The organism is Chryseobacterium sp. CFS2, assembly GCF_036543225.1.
Taxonomy (GTDB): Bacteria; Bacteroidota; Bacteroidia; order Flavobacteriales; family Weeksellaceae; genus Chryseobacterium; species Chryseobacterium culicis_A.
The window spans coordinates 64,976-84,331 of the sequence record NZ_JAZHQU010000004.1 but is presented as its reverse complement, the minus strand read 5'-3'; the positions used below and the strand labels follow the sequence as shown (position 1 = coordinate 84,331).

Annotated in this window: 20 protein-coding genes; 10 read left to right on the top strand and 10 right to left on the bottom strand. The window is 36.2% G+C overall.

The window, feature by feature from the left end; translation table 11 throughout:
- Positions 1–174: 174 nt before the first annotated feature.
- Both ODR02_RS10365 and ODR02_RS10360 read right to left on the bottom strand, forming a co-directional pair.
- Entirely contained in the window at positions 175–720 is a 546-nt protein-coding gene (locus ODR02_RS10365) for a DUF3575 domain-containing protein (protein ID WP_309512388.1), read from the bottom strand.
- Between the two features lie 89 nt (positions 721–809).
- On the bottom strand, positions 810–1,475 hold the full coding sequence (locus tag ODR02_RS10360) for a helix-turn-helix domain-containing protein (protein ID WP_309512387.1): 666 nt from the start codon (positions 1,473–1,475) through the stop codon (positions 810–812).
- 773 nt (positions 1,476–2,248) lie between these two features.
- Between ODR02_RS10360 and ODR02_RS10355 the strand changes: the two genes are divergently transcribed.
- The 4 genes from ODR02_RS10355 to ODR02_RS10340 all read left to right on the top strand — a co-directional run bounded on the left by ODR02_RS10355 (position 2,249) and on the right by ODR02_RS10340 (position 6,325).
- Complete coding sequence (locus tag ODR02_RS10355; protein WP_309512386.1) at positions 2,249–3,073, top strand: helix-turn-helix domain-containing protein; 825 nt, start codon at positions 2,249–2,251, stop codon at positions 3,071–3,073.
- Positions 3,074–3,149: 76 nt separating this feature from the next.
- The gene (locus ODR02_RS10350) at positions 3,150–4,448 is read left to right on the top strand and encodes a serine hydrolase domain-containing protein (protein WP_309512385.1); all 1,299 of its coding nucleotides are present in this window, start codon (positions 3,150–3,152) and stop codon (positions 4,446–4,448) included.
- Between the two features lie 167 nt (positions 4,449–4,615).
- Positions 4,616–5,287, top strand: coding sequence for a hypothetical protein (locus tag ODR02_RS10345; RefSeq protein WP_309512384.1), 672 nt, complete (start codon positions 4,616–4,618; stop codon positions 5,285–5,287).
- A 414-nt stretch (positions 5,288–5,701) separates the two neighbouring features.
- Positions 5,702–6,325, top strand: a complete 624-nt coding sequence (locus tag ODR02_RS10340) for a hypothetical protein (RefSeq protein WP_309512383.1) — start codon at positions 5,702–5,704, stop codon at positions 6,323–6,325.
- Positions 6,326–6,567: 242 nt separating this feature from the next.
- Here the strand turns inward: ODR02_RS10340 and ODR02_RS10335 are convergent, their stop codons facing one another.
- From ODR02_RS10335 to ODR02_RS10320, 4 genes are all read right to left on the bottom strand, one after another.
- A complete protein-coding gene (locus ODR02_RS10335; RefSeq protein ID WP_047433678.1) occupies positions 6,568–6,738 on the bottom strand; it encodes a lmo0937 family membrane protein in 171 nt (56 codons plus the stop codon).
- Positions 6,739–6,792: 54 nt separating this feature from the next.
- Positions 6,793–7,110 carry a hypothetical protein gene (locus ODR02_RS10330; protein ID WP_309512382.1) on the bottom strand — a complete coding sequence of 106 codons (318 nt, stop codon included), beginning with the start codon at positions 7,108–7,110 and terminating at the stop codon, positions 6,793–6,795.
- A 134-nt stretch (positions 7,111–7,244) separates the two neighbouring features.
- Entirely contained in the window at positions 7,245–7,793 is a 549-nt protein-coding gene (locus ODR02_RS10325; RefSeq protein ID WP_309512381.1) for a type 1 glutamine amidotransferase domain-containing protein, read from the bottom strand.
- A 103-nt stretch (positions 7,794–7,896) separates the two neighbouring features.
- Entirely contained in the window at positions 7,897–8,349 is a 453-nt protein-coding gene (locus tag ODR02_RS10320) for a PA2169 family four-helix-bundle protein (protein WP_209783836.1), read from the bottom strand.
- Between the two features lie 158 nt (positions 8,350–8,507).
- On the opposite strand from ODR02_RS10320, the gene ODR02_RS10315 reads away from it, so the two are divergent.
- On the top strand, positions 8,508–8,636 hold the full coding sequence (locus ODR02_RS10315; protein WP_280893113.1) for a hypothetical protein: 129 nt from the start codon (positions 8,508–8,510) through the stop codon (positions 8,634–8,636).
- 443 nt (positions 8,637–9,079) lie between these two features.
- Here the strand turns inward: ODR02_RS10315 and ODR02_RS10310 are convergent, their stop codons facing one another.
- Positions 9,080–10,297, bottom strand: coding sequence for a hypothetical protein (locus ODR02_RS10310; protein WP_209783837.1), 1,218 nt, complete (start codon positions 10,295–10,297; stop codon positions 9,080–9,082).
- A gap of 656 nt (positions 10,298–10,953) precedes the next feature.
- Here ODR02_RS10310 and ODR02_RS10305 point away from each other — a divergent pair.
- The 3 genes from ODR02_RS10305 to ODR02_RS10295 all read left to right on the top strand — a co-directional run bounded on the left by ODR02_RS10305 (position 10,954) and on the right by ODR02_RS10295 (position 15,803).
- Positions 10,954–13,458 carry a PIG-L family deacetylase gene (locus tag ODR02_RS10305; RefSeq protein WP_309512380.1) on the top strand — a complete coding sequence of 835 codons (2,505 nt, stop codon included), beginning with the start codon at positions 10,954–10,956 and terminating at the stop codon, positions 13,456–13,458.
- Positions 13,459–13,558: 100 nt separating this feature from the next.
- On the top strand, positions 13,559–15,250 hold the full coding sequence (locus tag ODR02_RS10300) for a sodium:solute symporter (protein WP_209783839.1): 1,692 nt from the start codon (positions 13,559–13,561) through the stop codon (positions 15,248–15,250).
- Positions 15,251–15,284: 34 nt separating this feature from the next.
- The gene (locus ODR02_RS10295) at positions 15,285–15,803 is read left to right on the top strand and encodes a DUF2911 domain-containing protein (protein WP_034697549.1); all 519 of its coding nucleotides are present in this window, start codon (positions 15,285–15,287) and stop codon (positions 15,801–15,803) included.
- Positions 15,804–15,870: 67 nt separating this feature from the next.
- Here the strand turns inward: ODR02_RS10295 and ODR02_RS10290 are convergent, their stop codons facing one another.
- Complete coding sequence (locus tag ODR02_RS10290; RefSeq protein ID WP_309512379.1) at positions 15,871–16,692, bottom strand: alpha/beta fold hydrolase; 822 nt, start codon at positions 16,690–16,692, stop codon at positions 15,871–15,873.
- Between the two features lie 484 nt (positions 16,693–17,176).
- Here ODR02_RS10290 and ODR02_RS10285 point away from each other — a divergent pair, with 484 nt between their 5' ends.
- Together ODR02_RS10285 and ODR02_RS10280 are read left to right on the top strand one after the other, a co-directional pair.
- Entirely contained in the window at positions 17,177–17,767 is a 591-nt protein-coding gene (locus tag ODR02_RS10285; RefSeq protein ID WP_309512378.1) for a Crp/Fnr family transcriptional regulator, read from the top strand.
- Between the two features lie 186 nt (positions 17,768–17,953).
- The gene (locus ODR02_RS10280; protein ID WP_309512377.1) at positions 17,954–18,346 is read left to right on the top strand and encodes a Rid family hydrolase; all 393 of its coding nucleotides are present in this window, start codon (positions 17,954–17,956) and stop codon (positions 18,344–18,346) included.
- A gap of 252 nt (positions 18,347–18,598) precedes the next feature.
- On the opposite strand, the gene ODR02_RS10275 is transcribed toward ODR02_RS10280, so the two are convergent.
- Positions 18,599–18,937: a hypothetical protein gene (locus tag ODR02_RS10275; RefSeq protein ID WP_309512376.1), complete on the bottom strand. Its 339-nt coding sequence runs from the start codon at positions 18,935–18,937 to the stop codon at positions 18,599–18,601.
- Between the two features lie 92 nt (positions 18,938–19,029).
- Positions 19,030–19,353 (bottom strand): hypothetical protein, encoded by a 324-nt coding sequence (locus ODR02_RS10270; RefSeq protein ID WP_105680752.1) that lies wholly within the window; start codon positions 19,351–19,353, stop codon positions 19,030–19,032.
- Positions 19,354–19,356 lie beyond the last annotated feature (3 nt).

The following is a 19,356-nucleotide window of genomic DNA, read 5'->3' as shown; positions in this document are numbered from 1 at the left end:
CGGGAATAATTTATTTTTTTGTGTTTTGATTATCAGTGAGATAATTGCTTGAATGAACAAAGGTTATATAATCTACAAATCCCAACTTTCGTCAGGATTTTATGTATTCTTCATTTCTTGTAATGTATCCACTGCATACAAAATTTCTGCTATCCTTTTTAGATATATTGGATATTAAAACCGATAGCCAATACTCAATCCAAGTTTTATAACCTGGTCATGATCTGTTTTATTGGCATTGAACATCAGTTTTCCATAAGCTGCATTGGCTTCAAAAACAAGTCCTTTTTTGGTAACCAGCTTCCAGCCAAGACCTGCACCCAGTGCAAGATCATAAACATCTTTATTTTCAGTGAATGTAATATTGTCTGCTGCGTATATTTTTTTTCCATCAATGGAGGTGAACATTCCAAATCCTTCGACAAAGAAACCGGAAGCATATTTTTTTCCAAAATAATATCTGTAATAGGGGGAGATGAAGTAATTCATGTCTTTCTCTTTTGTATTGTCATAGACGAAAAATGCAGAGATTCCCAGTGATGATTTTTTGTTGAGGTACCGTTCAAAACCTACTTCCGCAGCACCGGATAGCGGAGAGATAAGATTCAGTTTAATTTCATTTTTTTTCTGATAAGAATTTGGAGTGGTTTCACTTTCACTTTGAGCTTGGACAGTATAAAAAGCAAACAAAATGATGAGTAGTGAAAATTTTTTTTTCATAAAAAAGGTATTTGAATTATTTGAGTGCAAAACTCATATAATCAAAATTAAAGCAGGTTTCAAAAGCTTAAGACTGGATAAAATGGTACTTATTTGATGGTGTTTTTATATTCATTGGGAGTTTGACCGGTTACCTTTTTAAAGGAATTATAGAAAGTTGTTTTTGAAGTAAACCCGGCTTCTAATCCCATTGTCAGCAAAGTATAGTTTTCATATTCCGGGTCTGATATCATTTCCTTGACCGCTTCCACCCGATATTGGTTGATATAATGGGCAAAGTTATCTCCTGTTATGGTGTTTACAATTTGTGAAAGATACCCTGCGCTTATCCCTAGTTTTTCGGCAACTTTTTCTCTGTTTAATGTACTGTCGGTATAAATGTGCTCTTCTTTGCAAAGAAGTTCCAGTTTTTGAAAATACAGATTATCTGCTGTAATAGATTCCTTATACTCTTGCGGGATGCTATTATCTACCACTGGCAGATGGGTATACAAAACAGCGGTATCATTATTGAGTAAATTATAGATGGCATCTTTATTTTTGGCAAGTTTATATTTGTAAATACCTATATACGCTGTCCAATGAATGATGAATGTAGCAAATAAAGCTATGACACGCATTGTGGAAGAAATGTCATAGTCAAAAAATAAGCCGGATAGAGCGGTAATAAGCCAGATAAACAGCACAGAAGAAACAATTGTCAAAAAGGTAAGTATCCATTTTTTTTCCTGTGAATCTTTTAAATGTTTTATCATAAAATAAGAGTAAATGGGAAGGAATGGAATGAATGTAATGGCTAAAAAAATTTGAATCAGACTCAATATTTGGATGATAACCATGCCTGACTCAGACAAGGTATAAACTCCTGCAACATGATCAAGATCGTTGATAATATTAAGGACAGCGGAAAAGGCAAATGGGATAAAACACAAATATTTTTTTTGTTTGTATTTTCTGGTATGATCAATCCGGTTTATGATAAACAGGAATAAGAAAGCAGGCATTAGAAATACCCAATTGATATTGTCTGTAAAATGTAGAAGAGGATAGGAGGCAAATACATGATGAAGCTCAAAAACATAATTCAGTAAAATAATTGAAAGCGTAAATAGTAAATAGGCTAAATATTTATTGGAATTGCTATTGAACAGGGAAGACTTTAAAATAACTAAGCCTAAGATGAATCCCTGGAAAACTGCAATGTTTAAAAGTGTTGTATAAATCAATTTTTTATAAAAGGTGTTTTCAAGATTTGCTTTGGCATATCATGGTAATTATTTTTTAAATATAGCTCTTTCGTATGAATTGTTTGACTTTTTGTGAACTTGCTGGTTGGTGTATCGAACCAATTGTTAAGAGATTTTAAATCTATTTTTAATTATATGTGTTTCATAATTAATATTTTATCAATATCTGTTTTGTTTTGAATTCTGTTGAGCATTTTAGTTTGTATCTTTCCTTTTATAATCCAGGAAAAAAGATATTGGCTAATTGAGCTGGATTCCCATAAATTTAAAAGCCAAAAAGGATGACCATAAAAATCTATAGACCTGAAAACCCTGTACTCAAAAAATATATTGAATGCTTTTATATCCTTGAGCAAGCCTCTGAAGAACCCTCAGCTACTTATTTTACCTTTCCGAGCATCTATACCATTGTCACGGCTAGTGAGAACACGGAAACTCTGGTCACCAAAAACAAAATAACAACCAGATACTGCCAGTCCAACCCAATTGAAACCAATCTGGTAAGTGATTTTAATGAACCGGTATTGGTTAGCTATGAAGGCGTAATCAATGAAATTACGACCTATTTCAAGCCATTGGGGATCAATGCTTTTATACCGAATAATTTGAGAGATTATTCAGAGGGAAGTTTTCCGGATTTTAGTCCGTACGAGGATTATAAAGAAACCATGGCAAATATTCTTTCCTTAAAAGATCACACTGAAAAAATCAAGGCGATAGAATTGTACTGGCTTTCAAAATTTCGTCCGTTTAAAAATGTTTTGCTGGCTGAGGTACTGACTGAAATGTTCGATGCCAATAACATCAATCAATCTATGACGAAATTGTCTTATACAACGGGTCGGTCACGAACTACGATCAACAAGCATTTCGATCAGCATATTTGTAAAACACCTTCGCAGTTCAAAAAAATCATCAGATTCAGGGCAGCTATTCAAAGCCAGCTTGATGATAAAAATAGAGCAGGGTTGTCTTATAGTGTAGATTATTTTGATCAGTCACACATGATCAGGGATTTTAAAAAATTAACAGGTTTTACGCCAAAAGTTTTTTTTTCAAAAATAACAACACTTGAAAAAGATCTTATAAAATGGATGTTTATTTAGCAGGGTTTACAAAAATACAATGATGATGATTGATTATGTAGTAACATTGCAGCTTAATCATGTCATTCAATAGTTTATGAAGCCAATCCTAGTATTACTTTTATTCCCAATTCTTATTTTCGGACAGAAAAATGTATCAGAAAACCTTGCAAAATATATGCAGGCTCAGGTTGAAATAAATAATTTTAGCGGAACTGTTCTTGTGTCGAAAGATGGTCGTATTTTGCTAAAAAAAGCCTATGGTTTGGCTGATTACGAATGGAATATTAAAAACACGATAGATACTAAATTTCAGTTGGCCTCAGTAACAAAACAATTTACCGCCACCGCTATACTTCTATTGATTGAAAGAGGAAAACTGTCCCTTGATGATAAACTGAGTACATTTTTACCGGATTATCCCAAGGCCGATAGTGTTACGATCCATATGTTGTTATCACATACTTCAGGGCTGGCTATGGGTTTTAAAGAAATAGCCTTAAGCTCGATGGACAAGGATGCTGCCTATGCTGAAATAAAGAAAATCCCTTATGAGTTCTCTCCAGGAACTAAAAGCGGATACAGCAATATAGGCTATTATTTGTTGGCTAAGATCATTGAAAAAGTGTCAGGGGAGAAGTATGCTGTTTTCTTAAGGAAGAATATATTTGAAAAGGCAGGAATGAAGAATACGGGCGTTAGTAATAACGATTCGATCGTTGAAAAAAAAGCAAAGGCTTATTATCGTACAGAAAGCGGGCTTATTCATAATCCTCATATCAACTGGGAGATTAATGTAGGCCATGATGGTGTTTATTCTACTGTTGAAGATCTGGCATTGTGGGATAAGGCTTTATATGGAACTGAGATTCTTTCTGCTCAGATGAAAAAACTTATGTTTACGCCCTATGGTGATGAAAACTGGGGCTATGGCTTTATCATCAATCCGTTTTACAATCACGGGCATCAATTAATAGCTCATGATGGTGGCTTTTTCGGGACAATGACTTCCTTTAACCGCTTTACAGACGATAAGCTTTTTGTGACCGTACTTTCTAATAATGAATCATTTTCCTATATTATAAGTTATGGACTTTCCGCTATTGTATTGGGAAAAGAGGTTGAGCTTCCTTACAAACATCACCGGGTTGAAATAGATCCCAATTTATACGATCAATATATTGGTAAGTATGATAAAATAGACATATTGAAAATTGATGGTAAACTTTATTTTAACAATGCTGATATGGAACTCATCCCGGAATCTAAAACCAAATTTTTCAGAGCAGATAATAATGACAGAACCATTGAATTTATTCAGGACAACACAGGGCTTTACAATTCTATAATTCTGACAAAAGGTGGAGTGAAAGAAGTGGTAAGAAGGAGTAAATAGTCAAAATGGTCTTGATAAGTCAGGAATATAAGTAATCTGTGTTTTACAATAATCTCTGTTTTATGGGTATAAGAAGTAGAATTAACATTTTTATAAAATACAATCGGACCCATTCAGCTATATGATTTCATATTTTTTCTATATTTAGAGGAAGTATATTAAAGACAATGCCGATAAACCTAATACCTCCGGATGGAGGCATGTTATATAAAGAAACAGATATGACTCAGTTCTTCCCTGAGCCATTAAATGCAATAACTGCCCTATTATTTTTAGCCATAGCCATTTTCTGGACCCTTAAAATAAAGGATCATTTTAAAGAATATCCTTTTTTAACCTATTGTCTGGTTTTATTATATATTGGTGCTATTGGGGGAACTGTTTATCATTCATTCAGGCAATGGCCGGTATTTATCATGATGGATTGGCTGCCCATTATGGTATTATGTCTGTCAGCCGGATTTTATTTTGTAGCCCAGAGTACCCGATGGTATTATGCTGTTGTAATGGTTCTGGGATATGTAGCACTTATGTTTACTTTGAGAAACTGGATTTTGGTAGATAACCCTTCTCTCTTTATCAACGTCAATTATGCAATCATGGCCTCATTGGTAGTGTTCTCGGTCATAAGGTATTTGGTATATACCCATTGGAAAGCTGGTAAATGGGTAGGCTTTGCTGTACTATCATTTGTTTTTGCATTGACCTTCCGTATCGTTGATAAATGGGAATGGTTGAGTTTTGGAACGCACTTTTTATGGCATACTTTCGGGGCGATAGCAACGTTTTGCATGTTTAATTATATTTATCTTACGCGGAATGTAATTAGGAATGCGTAAGTTTTTTAGATCTTCATCAGATCATCACTGAAATTCTTTTTAACGCAAAGTTTATTGATAATTTCGTGGTATTGTAAGTGAGCTAAGGGCTTCGACTTCGTCGCTGATAAGCGATAAGCTTATCCATACGCTTCAGTGAATCAATAAAGTTGATTCTATACTTTGCTTTCTTAAAAATCATCAGTTTTAGAAATAAAAATCTTTGCGTCAAAATATCATCAGTATATTATCTTTTTATTCATTAAACTCCTTAAAATTAGGGATTTCCTATCCTAATTTATATTTGTAAGTTAGTGCCGCAAAAAATAGTACAGGATAAAAATATATAGAACGATTCTGATGAAGAAGGCTTCGTATTGTTTTATTCTTCACTGTTTTAAAAAAATTATACACCCAAAAACTAAATTTATTAAAATGAAGAAGACACTGATTATTCTATCAATGGGCGCTTTGCTTGCTGCCTGCAACAAAAAGGATGAACAGAAAACAGATGCAGCTAAGGACACTGTCGCCATAGGAAATACTACAGCCACAGAAAAATCTCCGGGAGAAGCTACTCAATTTGACATCAACTCAGTACCGGTTTCTACCACTGAAGTGGGTGATTTTCCCTTTTTCAGTTTTCCCAAAGGACTGGAATTCCAAAATAAACCGCTACAAAGAAGTTTTGACATGCTGTATTTTCCACTTAACGGCGTAATGACACCCATAGAAGGAAAAGTATGGAAAACATATGTAATCAATGGGAAAAGTAATAAGGAAGAATGGTCATTGCCCTATTTTTTGAAAAGCTATGATGATGCTATTGCAAAAGCGGGTGGTGTAAAAATATTTGATGGTAAAGTTTCTCAGCAAGAGCTGGACAGGATAAAAGAAGCTGCCAAATACTTTGGCGAAGAAGGTTCTATAGATTATTGGAATGAACCCGTAAAAGTATATGTCATCAGAAGAGCAAATGGCGATGATATTTATATTCAGCTCTATGGAAATACAGCTACCGGAGCCATACAGATTCTACAGAAAGCCCCGGTTGAGTAAGGCGCAAAATTGTAAAGTCAAGATGGTGAAAAAATAAGGTAGATCCTTTAAAAATTGAGACTTTCAGTTTGTTTTGTTTAAAAATCCCAACGAAAAGTTGGGATTTTTTTGTTTTAAATTCTGCAACGGAAAGCCTCCTGATTTTAAGATAATGAAATAAGGTTTTTTTTCTTTGAACTTGCCCCGAAGTCGGGAGACTTCGGAGAGCAGGGTAGATCATTTTCTACTCTGATCTTTTTGTTTTAATTAAGCGGTTTTCTGCCCGTAAAAATATTAATCAGAACGACAATAATGGCAACAACCAAAAGTGTGTGGATTAAACTGCCAGTGTCCATACCGGGAATTATACCAAGCATTCCCAGAAGCCAGACGGCGATGCAGATTACTGCTACAAGCCATAATAAATTTCTCATAATATTATTTTTGTGGTTAGTGTTGTGGTGTAGTGTGTATCCGGAGGCTTCGCTTTATTGATGCCTCAAACCTTTATGATGATATTGCGTGCTTTTATGATCGGTTTTATAGTTTGAATAAGCATTATCAGTGTGAGTACTGTAATTTTTATTGGAATACTGATCATTCTCTAACTGAGGCAGGGAATAATGAAACGCCTTGCCATTCTTATAAAGTTTATTATCGTAAGTACGGTAAATCTGATTCTCTTTATAAGTGTTTCCATCAGGAGAAAGATAAATGTTGTTTTTCTTGCTTTTTTTTCGCAGGCCCAGATAAAGCAAAGAACTTCCTGCTGCAAGAGCCAATGTAATTTTTACTATATTGTTCATACGATGGTGATTTGATGTTAATCATTACAATTTTTTTGCCATAGGATAGAAATGTGGTACTTTTTAAGCAGATGAGTACCTCTTATTTCTTTGATGAGAAGAAAAAAGTCTGGCAGGACCAGACTTTTTTGTTTTTACAGTGTTTGTTCTGTATGTTTTCCTTCCCTGATCTCTTCTACAAGTTTTGCATTAAAGGCAGGAAGATCTTTTGGAGTTCTGCTCGTAACGAGTCCGGCATCTACTACCACTTCGCTGTCTTCCCAGCGTGCACCAGCATTTTTTAAATCCTGGCTGATGGAGTTCACGGAAGTCAGATTTCTGCCTTCTACAACACCAGCGTTTATCAGTACCTGTGGTCCATGGCAAATAGCACCTACAGGTTTATGCTGAGCAAAGAAATCTTTCACAAAGGTGAGTGCTTTCTCATGGGTTCTCAGCTGATCCGGATTAATAACGCCTCCCGGCAATACCAAAGCATCATAATCTGAAGCAGCTGCATTTTCCAACGTTTGATCTACCGGATATTCCTTACCCCAGTCTTTTTCTGCCCATGCTTTAATACTTCCGGATTCAGGACTTACAATATGTGCGGTCCATCCCTGTTGTTCCAGATATTCTTTAGGCGAACTTAATTCACTTTCTTCAAAGCCATGTGTGGCCAGTATTGCGATTTTCTTTGACATAGTACTGTTTTTGTATTAAGTATCGGAGGTGATGACCTCCAATGACCCTGTTTGATTACTGTCTGATGATTAAATAAACTCTACCTCAGTAGAGAAAGGATGCTTACTTCTTTAAGTCTTCAAGAACTTCAAATTTATCATGAGAAGCTTTGATCTGATGAAGCTGATCCTGTACAACCCTGGAACTTTCCGGGCAGAGATCACCACTGTCTAAAGCATCCTGATAAGCATCAATAGCAGCATTTTCACCATACACTACATTTCCTAATGTAGAGCCGGCAGTATCTGTGGCAAAAGAATTTTTAACATCAATCCATGCTCTGTGAATGGCTCCTGCAGCTGATCCTGACTGATCCGGTGTGCCTCCTCTTTCTGTAATCAGATTGCTCAACTCGTTTTTCATGGTGTGAGATTGAGATACCATGATATCGTAATCTGTTCTCAGCTGTGGGTACTGATCCCATACTTTGTCTTCAACCTTTGAAAATCCCTGAATTCTGTCGTTGGTAATGTTCAGTAAATCATTCAATACTGAAACTGTTTTCTCGTTGTTCATATTTTTATATTTTTAAAATGGTATTATAAACTTTGCAAGCGGCGTGCCTTAAAGACGATATCTTCAAAGATGTGGTATTTAAAAAAAACTTAAAATTTTGAAAACAAATCTTAATTAAAATGCCTGCAGTGCTCCAAAAACAACACAATCAGAAGTAAATGGGTGTCTATGAAAATCTACCGCAAAGAAATATCGTGATGCCCTACATTCATACGGTTAAAATGCTGGATGCCGCACACCTTATTCTTCAGAGAAAAAGAGAAAAGAAGATCACTGAAACCAGTTAAGAATAAGAAGTTGGTTGTAAATAAAAGGTTGGAAATTTTTGATACAGTTGATTAATGTGCTGATGACCTATTTTTCTGACGCAAAGCTTTCATTTTTTAAACTGTTGATTGTAAGAGAGCAAAGGAAAGAATCAACTTCGTTGATTTGCTGAAGCATATGGATAAGCATGCCGCTTCATCAGCGACAAAGTCGCATCACTTTGCCCCACTTAAAATAAAACGGAATTATTAATGATCTTTGTGTTCATCTTTTTAATTCAGAAATAACTTCAAATATAATTCCCCTGAGCTAGTAAGGGTATAAGATTATTTCCTTTAAAATTGCTCCAAAGGTAGGAGGCTTCGGAGAGTAGGTGGTACGAATATCACTATCATTTTACATCGATATATACCGTAAACTTCGTACCTTAATAAGAAATGCCCCTTTATTCAGGGGCATTATATTATTGAGCTTTTACCTGCTCTATCTTTATGTAAATTTTAGTAAGGTTGGGTTGGGCACTGCCTGAAGTAGGGGCTCCAGCCATAATGGTTGCGGTATAAGCGGTTTTTGAAGAAGAATTACTGTCTATCCAGGTATATCTTCTATGCTCAGGTCCGCCGCTGGCTCCATCTATAATCCCTACGTTCCCCCAGTAAGCGTTTCCTATTGCTCCGGTGCCCTGAGGAAACCAGGTCGCAGATGAATCTGCCATACCGCCCCATACTCCTGAAGTAATATTGTTGGTGGTTACCGCTGAACCAATATAGCCGCCATATTCGGTATTATAATTCCAATATAGATTTACGGTAGCGCCTGTATTGTTATATAATTGTACGTTAGGAATTGCGGCGGTTGTACCACTGGTGGTATCAAATATTACCCTGATGGAATACTTACCATCCGGGGTAGCAAGAGGGAAGGTATACGCTTGTTTCCCGTTGGGATCGCTTGTTAGGGTAGGATATCCCATTGCAGCAACAGGTGCAATGTCTGCACGACTGGTATTTCCTACGGTAGCGGTACAGTTTTGTGCTGCTGTTAAGAAAGGAACAGCTGTACTGTTTAGGGAAAGAGTCATATCATTAGCAGTGGTAGGAGTTCCACTCACTGAGAATACCAATTCGCCATCCCCAAACTCCAGAGTGCCGGGTCTTAGCTGGAAGGTTAATCCGTTTACGGTAAAAGGAGCTCCTGAATTATACGAACCTCCGTTTCCTTGGCTGTAGGTAACTCTCAGATTCCCGCTGAAAGGAGTACCGGGAGTATAAGTAGAAGGATTTAAATAAGCTGTAGTACATTGTAATGCAGAAATTGCCGGAGCGACAGCATTGGTAGCTTGTGTAAGTCTTTGCCATACAGATCCATCAAAATAATAATAGCCCATCGCAGTAACGTTCACACGTTGTCCTGTAGCATCTCCGCCAGTAACATCTGTAATATAAATTAATGCTCCACTCTGATTGCTGCCATAGGTAGCCGTATTGGCTGTAAGCTCAGCTCTTGTAAGCCTCGGAGCCTGTAATCCGAATGTTTGTGTGTTATCCGTAATCAGTCCTGAAGTATCTCTTTTAGCAGATACATCCACTGTTGTTTTGGGTGATGTTGTATTAAACCCTACTTGGGCAAATGAGAATCCTGAAATAAGGATAGCACAGCATTGTGTAAATTTTGTTTTCATATTAAGGTGATTTATGTTGTATGTCAAATATAACTTTTTTTTATGGATAATAAAAAACATTGGCTTTATAATTAATGAAAATTAACTAATTGGTAATATTTTGTTTGATTTTGATATTTTATACTGGGTTAAAATTATTAATATCAAATTCTATTTTTATACAAATCATATTATTTAATTGGGGTTTAATCGAAAAAATAATATGTTGATGATGAGTTTCTGGTGCAAAACTTTCATTTTTGAAATTGTTGATTTTAGGAAAGCAAAGGATTGAATCTACTTCGTTGATTTTCCGAAGTGTAGGTATAAGCGTGCTGCTTCATCAGCGACAAAGTTGCATCATTTTGTTCACTTAAAATAAAGCAGAATTATTAATGAACTTTGCGTTTATCTTTTTAATCAAAAATAATTTTGAACATAATCTATTTTACAAAGCTTAATTTTTATCAGATCATTATCTTGTAGGTCAAGTGTATTGCAATTTAATTATAAGCATTAAAGACAATTAAAGTGACATCGTTGATTTTTAATTTTTTCAACTTTATGTAAATATTTTACGAAAAATATAATAGAATGTTTGGAATTTGCATGCGCTTTTTCTTTTAATGTTGAAAGAACGATGATTTACTTATATTTGCGTCGCAAAGCAAATTCACATGTTCAAAAAAGTAATTACTGTATGTATCCTTGGTTTTTATACGGTTTTTTGTTCGGCTCAGCAGGTTCGGCCTTCAAAATCATCTGAAATTTACCGTGAAATCAAAACGCTGAAACATCTTCCTAAAGTTTTATACCTTGCAGCTCATCCCGATGATGAGAATACAGGATTACTCTCCTGGTTAATCAATGACCAGAATGTAGAAACGGGTTATTTGTCTTTAACCAGAGGAGATGGTGGCCAGAATTTATTAGGAACGGAACAAGGTGCTGCATTGGGTTTAATCAGAACACATGAGCTTTTAGAGGCAAGAAAGTTAGACGGCGCCCAACAGTTTTTTACCCGTGCGATTGATTTCGGGTTCTCTAAAAATACGACCGATACTTTTAAACAATGGGATGCCGACAGTATTACAGCAGATGTAGTCTGGGTAATCCGTAAATTCCGTCCTGATGTTATCATCTGTCGTTTTCCTCCTACTGCTGCGGCAGGACACGGACAACACGCGGCTTCGGCTGTGGTTGCGGAAAAAGCTTTTAAGCTTGCAGGCGATAAGACGGCTTTCCCGGATCAACTGAAATATGTTAATGCATGGCAGCCAAAACGCGTATTGTGGAATACTTTTCGCTTTGGCGGGGTGAATACAACCGCAGAAAATCAACTGAAAGTTACCGTTGGGCAATATGATGCACAACTGGGAATGGGCTATGGTGAATTGGCCGGATTAAGCAGAAGTTTACATAAAAGCCAGGGGGCCGGAACACAGTCTGTAGCCGGAATCAGAACAGAATATTTTTCCCATGTTATCGGTGAACCGGCAAAAACAACACTTTTCGATGGAGTTGTTAAAACCTGGACTTCACAAGGAAATGCTGATATTGACCAATCATTAGATGCAATTATTTCCGCTTTCAATTTCAATAGTCCAGACCTCAGCTTACCTGCTTTGCTTGCTTTGCGAAAAAAGGTGATGGCATTAAAAGATGGAGACCTGAAAAAGGATAAAATGAAATCTCTCGACAATATTATTTTAAGCTGTGCCGGATTTATGGGTGAGGTGGTTACCAACCAGGCTGAAGCAGTTGCCGGAGATCATTACAACTTCAGGTTAAATTTGATCTCAAGAGCTACAAACCCTGTTGTTTTAGAAAATATTAAATGGTTAACTCAATCAGAAAGCTTCAACAGAAAACTATCAAAAGATTCTTTGATTACCATTCAGCATGATATTCAGATTCCTGCAGATGCAGCGCTCACAGAACCTTACTGGTTGGCAAAGCCAGCGGTGAATGCGGCAACGTTCTCTGTTCCCAATGATACTTTAGTCGGTTTGCCAGAGGCAGAATCACCACTGAATGTTTTGCTTGATGTAAAAATCGGTTCAGAAAAGTTTCAGGTCAAACTTCCTTTATCGTTCAAGAAATTAGATCCTGTGCTTGGTGATGTGGTTGAAGCCTTGCGCATTGTTCCCGCATTGGAACTGAAATTTACGCAACCTCTTTATTGGGTTAAAGAAAATGAAGATTTACCCTTGAGTTTAAATGTTAAAATTAATTCTAACAAACAGTACAGTAACGGTATTCTCAACCTGATGTATAACGGAGAGCGGTTAGGCAGTGCTGAGGTAAGTTCGCTCAATGGAAAAGATACTACCATCGATTATGTTATTCCAAAAGCTAAGCTTGCCGCAATACATTCGGCTCGTTTGCTATTGGATGCCAATTTTGTTGCAGATGGAGTAACATATAATAAAAAACAGGTATTAATTCAGTACCCGCATTTACCTTCCTTACAATATTTTGCGCCTGCCACTGTAACTGTAATGAAAAGTGATATTCAGGCGAATGTTAAAAAAGTGGGTTACATAGAAGGTGCGGGCGATTTCATTCCGGAGTTCCTACGCATTGCAGGGATTCAGGTAGATGTACTGAAGGATGAAGATTTTTATGGAAACATAGATGAATCCGGCAAAAACGGTAGTCAAAGCAAGCTGTCTCAATATGATGCCATCGTACTGGGTATTCGTGCCAATAACACTGAGAAAAAGCTGGGGCGATGGATGCCTTTTTTATGGTCTTATGTAAAAGGTGGAGGCAATTTGATGATGCAGTATAATACTAACCAGGATACCACCGTTGACAAATTGGGAATGTATAATTTCAGTATTGCCAATAAACGGGTTACTGAAGAAAATGCCAAGGTTACGTTGTTAAATCCCAATCATAAATTACTGAACTTTCCGAACAAAATTACGGTGGATGATTTTAAAGGCTGGGTACAGGAACGTGGCGCTTATTTCCCTGCTCAATGGGATGCCGCGTATGAACCGCTTTTTGAAATGCACGATACAGATGAAGAGCCTCTGCAGGGATCAACTTTATATGCCAAATATGGAAAGGGTAATTTTATTTATACCCCATTGGCATTTTTCAGACAGCTGCCTGCGGGAAATGTTGGAGCGGCACGTTTATTTTTAAACTTTTTATCTGCACAGAAAAACTGATGAACAAACAACTTAAAAACTGGAATATCTGGTACATACTATTAGCCGTTGCATTAGTAGTACAGATCGTATTTTATTATGGGTTTACTAAATTCTGGGCATGAGTAATATAGATTGGACAGTTCTTATTTTTACCCTTGTTGCAGTGGTAGTTTACGGCGTATTTATCGGTCGTGGGCAAAAAAGCAACGCATCCTACCTGAAAGCAGATAATAAAATGCCCTGGTACATTGTCCTTTTAGGGATTATGGCCACGCAGGCAAGTGCCATTACATTTCTTTCAGCACCGGGCCAGGCGTATACAGACGGTATGCGTTTCGTGCAGTATTACTTTGGTTTGCCTTTGGCGATGATTGTGATCTGCATTACTTTCATCCCGATTTTTCAACGCTTAAATGTTTACACCGCCTACGAATATTTAGAAAACCGTTTTGATAAAAAAACAAGGGTACTCACCTCCCTGCTTTTTCTCTTTTCCAGAGGCTTATCCACAGGAATCAGCATTTATGCTCCAAGTATCATCTTATCAAGTGTTTTAGACTGGAATATTTATTTAACCAATGTTCTGACAGGTGGTATTCTGTTGATTTATACCTATGTTGGCGGAGCAAAAGCAATTGCTCACACCCAAAAATTACAGTTTCTTATTATTCTGGGAACAATGGCCTTTGCAGGTTATTTGCTTATTCAAAATATGCCGAATGGAATTGGTTTTAAGGATGCACTTTATCTGGCAGGGAAATCCGGAAAGCTCAATGTCATCACTACAGAATTCGATTGGAAAGATAAATACAATATCTGGAGCGGGCTTATTGGTGGTTTCTTTCTGGCACTTTCTTATTTTGGTACAGACCAGAGCCAGGTTGGGAGGTATATTACTGCGAAAGACAATACCAACGCAAAAATGGGCTTGCTGTTGAACGGATTGGTTAAAATCCCTATGCAATTTGCTATTCTTCTGATTGGTGCTTTGCTTTTCGCATTCTTTTCTCTAAAACCGGCTCCGATTTATTTTAACGAACGCTCTTACCAATATTTAAAGGAAACAAAACCTGAACAGGCTGCCGTTTTTGAAAAAGAACATCAGGATTTACAAATAAAATTTAATGCAGAATCGAAAGAAATTCTAAAGCTGAAAGAAACTCAATCTCCCCAACTCAAAAAAACGATTCAGGATTTTAAAAATACTCAAACCCAGGTAAAAGAACTTCACGGCAGGGTAGAGGAAGCGATCAATCATTCAAACTATAATGCGGAGAAAACGGATACGAATTACATTTTCCTGTATTTCGTGAAAAATACCTTGCCTGTAGGAATGATCGGTTTACTGTTTGCTGTCATTTTTCTGGCCAGCTGGGGTTCCATTTCAGCTGCACTGAATTCCCTTGCTGCCTGCTCATTAAAAGATGTTCATTTGATATTTAGAAAAGATATTCCTGATGATGCCACCGAATTGAAGTACAGCCGACTGCATACTTTAGCCTGGGGTGTTTTTTCTATCGGTGTAGCCATGTTTGCCACGCAAATGGGTTCTCTTATTGAAGCGGTTAATGTATTGGGTTCCCTTTTTTACGGACCGATATTGGGGATTTTTCTGGTCGCATTTTACTATAAAAAAATTGACGGGCCGAATGTATTTATTGCTGCCATTTTATCAGAAATTACGGTCATCGCCATTTATCAGTTTGATATTGTTTCTTTCCTTTGGCTTAATGTAATCGGGGCAGCAGCGGTGATTATATTTTCAGCAATCGGATTGCTGTTTTATAAGCAGAAAACAGTAAATTCGTAAGCAAATAATAATAAAAACAAACAAATAAAATATTATGAAAACAATGATTAAATCTGCTACAGTACTTTTTGCAGCAGTGACGCTTTCAGTAAACGCTTTTGCACAGGAAACTAAAAAACCTGCCAGTCCTCCGGCTACTGCTACGGGAAAAATTAAAGATGCAAACATTACAATTGCCTATAGCAGTCCTTCTGTAAAAGGGCGTACCATCTGGGGCGGATTAGAAGCTTATGATAAAGTTTGGCGTGCGGGTGCCAATGAAGCTACTACTTTCGAAACAGATAAAGACATTACCGTTCAGGGTAAAAAACTGCCTGCAGGTAAATACAGCTTTTTCTTAATCCCTAAACAAAGCGGAACCTGGACTGCAATTTTTAACAAAGAGCCAAAACAATGGGGCGCTTATAAATACGAACAAGCTAAAGATGCTTTACGTGTGGATGTAAAAACAAAAGCTTTACCAGCAACACAGGAAGCTTTAGTGTATAAAGTAAACAATAATGGATTTACAATGGATTGGGATAAAATCTCAGTTCCTGTAGAGATTAAATAAATCATTTTGTCTTGTATAAAAAAAGGGAATCATTTTCGATTCCCTTTTTTTTTATATTATTTGTTTATTAAGCTTCAATAAACTCCAAAAGATCTTTATTAATGGTTTCGTGCTCCGTAGTAGGCATTCCGTGAGGGAAACCTGGGTACGTAATCAGTTTTCCGTTTTTCAATAGTTTTGCAGATTTAATGGCGGAGTTTTCAATGGGAACAATTTGGTCATCTTCTCCGTGAAGAACCAAAACAGGAATATCCACAGCTTTTAAATCTTCAGTAAAGTCAGTCTCGGAAAATGCTTTGATCCCGTCATAATGTGCCACAATTCCACCCATCATTCCTTGTCTCCACCAGTTTCTTTGTACTCCGTCTTTTACATTGGCGCCTTCTCGGTTGTATCCGTAGAAAGGGAAAGTCAAATCAAAATAAAACTGGTTTCTGTTATTCAAAGTCTGTTCTCTGATTCCATCAAAAACTTCCATAGGAACACCGTCAGGATTGTTTTCACTTTTTACCATTACCGGTGGAACGGCGCTGATTAAAACTGCTTTTTTTGCTCTTCCGTTAGAATATTTGTTAACGTAACGGATCACTTCACCACCTCCTGTAGAGTGACCAATGTGAACAACATCTTTCAAGTCAAGGAATTCAACCAATTCTGCAGCGTCAGAAGCATATTGCTCGATGGTGTGATTGTAAATATTCTGGCTGGAATGCCCATGGCCTCTTCTGTCGTGAGAAATCACTCTGTAACCTCTCTGAAGGAAGAAAATTACCTGTGCATCCCAATCGTCCGATGATAATGGCCATCCGTGGTGAAACATTAATACAGGTCCTTCTCCCTGATCTTTATAAAAAATTTCTGTTCCGTCTTTTAATTGTAATGTGCTCATTGTTTTGAATTTTTAATGTTTGGTTAATTTATTTGATAAGTTTTTGTTTTCTTATTTCTTCAGCAAATGTATGGTGGATAAAGCAGGTAGAAATTAATCTAGTTTAATTTCGTACATTTTGCTAAATTTTTTTTATTCTGATAGCTATTTCAATCTTACTTTCTCTTCCAAACTCACCCATCCGCCTAATTTTTTATGATTTATAAAAAAACATGAAATTATAAAAAAATCATCGAAAATAATGGAGGTTGGAAAGTGGAAATCCAGGATGATGAAAGAGTTTTCCTCGATATGTTAAAGAAAATGAAGCAGATATTATTTTATTGGGTTCAATATGGGATGAGAAATTTGAAAATGAGATTAAAAAAATGGTAAAAATCTAAATCAAAATTTAAAGATAATTGTTCATTACAGCTGTGGAAGCGGGCTTCCGGAGATTGAAGTTTACACACTTTTTTCTAATTTGCAGCGGTAAAATAAATTTATGTTTCAAAATATTATCAAAAACATCTCAAGATTTGTTACTTTAACACAGGAAGAGGAAAAGATTTATGAAGGTTTGTTAACACTTCAGAAGTACCCGAAGAAAACACACCTTCTGCGCGAAGGAGAAATTTGTCAGTTTGAAGGTTTTATAAAGCAGGGTTGTACACGAACTTATTATCTTGATGAAAACGGTTTTGAAGTGACCCTTCTGTTTGCTGTTGAAGATTGGTGGATTACGGATATTGATTCTTTTAATAGTAAAACCCCTTCGAAGATTTTTATAGAAGCCCTGGAAGATACCGAAATTTATATTTTGAATCCGGAAACCAAGGAAGAATTACTGCAAAAGGTTCCCAAGTTTGAAAGAGCATTCCGGCTGATGATGCAGCGTTATGTGGTAACCCTTCAAAACCGCCTTATTAATACAATTTCTCAACCTGCGACAGACCGTTATCTGGAATTTATCAGGGTTTATCCTACCATCCCGCAGCGTGTGGCGCAGTATTATATTGCATCATATCTTGGAGTTTCTAAAGAGTTTGTGAGTACAATCAGAAAACGTTTAGCTATTAAAGAAAAACAAAAATAATAAGCAGAAAATTTCCCTTTCTTGAAGTGAAAGCGAAAAATTCGAAGAGTTCTTAGGGTGGTTTATACAGAATGTGTAAATCACCTTTTTATTTAGAATGAAAAAAAAAGTCATTTATTAAACCAGTTCAATTTTTAAGGTTTTTATCAGTTCTATATTTGCTTTATTAATTTAAACAATAAGAAAATGTTACAGGAAAACAAAACAGCAGAAGGCTTTGGAATGCCTTGGGAAGATATCTACGGATACGCACAGGCGGTAAAAAAAGGAAATACGGTTTGGATTTCCGGTCAGTTGGGTCACAACAAGAAAGGCGAATTGGCAAAAGGAATGGAAGCACAAATGAAACAAACGTATGCAAATATCAAAGAACTATTGTCAAGATATGATATGACGATGGAAAATGTGGTGGAAGAAGTTATCTATGCAATGGATATGACGACGGCCTTTGAGGCGAGAAAAAATTTCAAAGCAGAATTTTACGATAACCCTAAAGCTGTTGCCAGCACAATGGTTGGAGTAAGCGGGCTTGCATTACCTGAACAGCTTGTCGAAATTAAAATTGTGGCGACTGTATGAGTTTGTAGTCTTGAAGAGAAAAGGAAGATGAAAACGGGCAGTAAAAATATCTACTCAATATAATCCAGAAAACGCAGCAAAGATAGGACGTAAATGTACCTTCAATTTCAAAAACATAAATTCAATAAGACAAAGGAAAGTGCAAATAGCAAGCTTTGGTGCGGATTGATAAAACTAATTTATTGTAATATTGATGGGGTTTTCAGATAAGAAATCAGAGCAGAAATAATCTGCTCTGATTGTATTTTTTGTTTAATGATAAATGCCTTCTAAAAATAGCATATACCTTCCGGGCTGAAATTCTCCATAGGAAAACAGGTAGATCACATCATTCTTTTTCAGATAATGAACTTCTAATCCCTCTTCAGATACATATTTTTCAATGAAAGTGTTTTTTACATTCAATTCACTTTCTCTGACGATGGTTTCAAAACTTTCACTATCTATTTCTTTTTTTAAGTCTCTTAAGGGACTGTTGTAAAAATCAATCAGTTTGATTTTCTGATTTTCAATTTCAAAAATTTCTTTTAAACATTCCTGTTCATCGCCATCAAATAATTTTTGCCTGGTTATTTCGTTTTTTTTAATCATATCCGATTAGTTATAAGTTTAATACATTCTTAATGATAAACTTTGTTTTAAAAAGCTTATCTAACATGTTTTGAGTTTTTTAGATCAATTTTTTACCCTTCAATCATAGTCGGATATAGTGATATTCCCCAGACGATATCTTTCAGCATATTGGCATAATCTGTATTGGCTTCTTCTGCAACAAAATTTCTTGCTATCATTACTGCCATTGGATATTTTTGATAAGCTTCGTCTTTTGTATAAACTTCATTATTGTCAATGACTGTTTTTTTTATATCCAGTAATTGATTATAAAAAGAAACATTCATTGGATTATCAGGAGATCTTTCGTATTCTTCTTTTGCCTGCAATAAGGCTTTTCCAACTATTTCACGATAATAATTTTTCGTTAACTTGTCTTCTAAATCTGTATACATTTA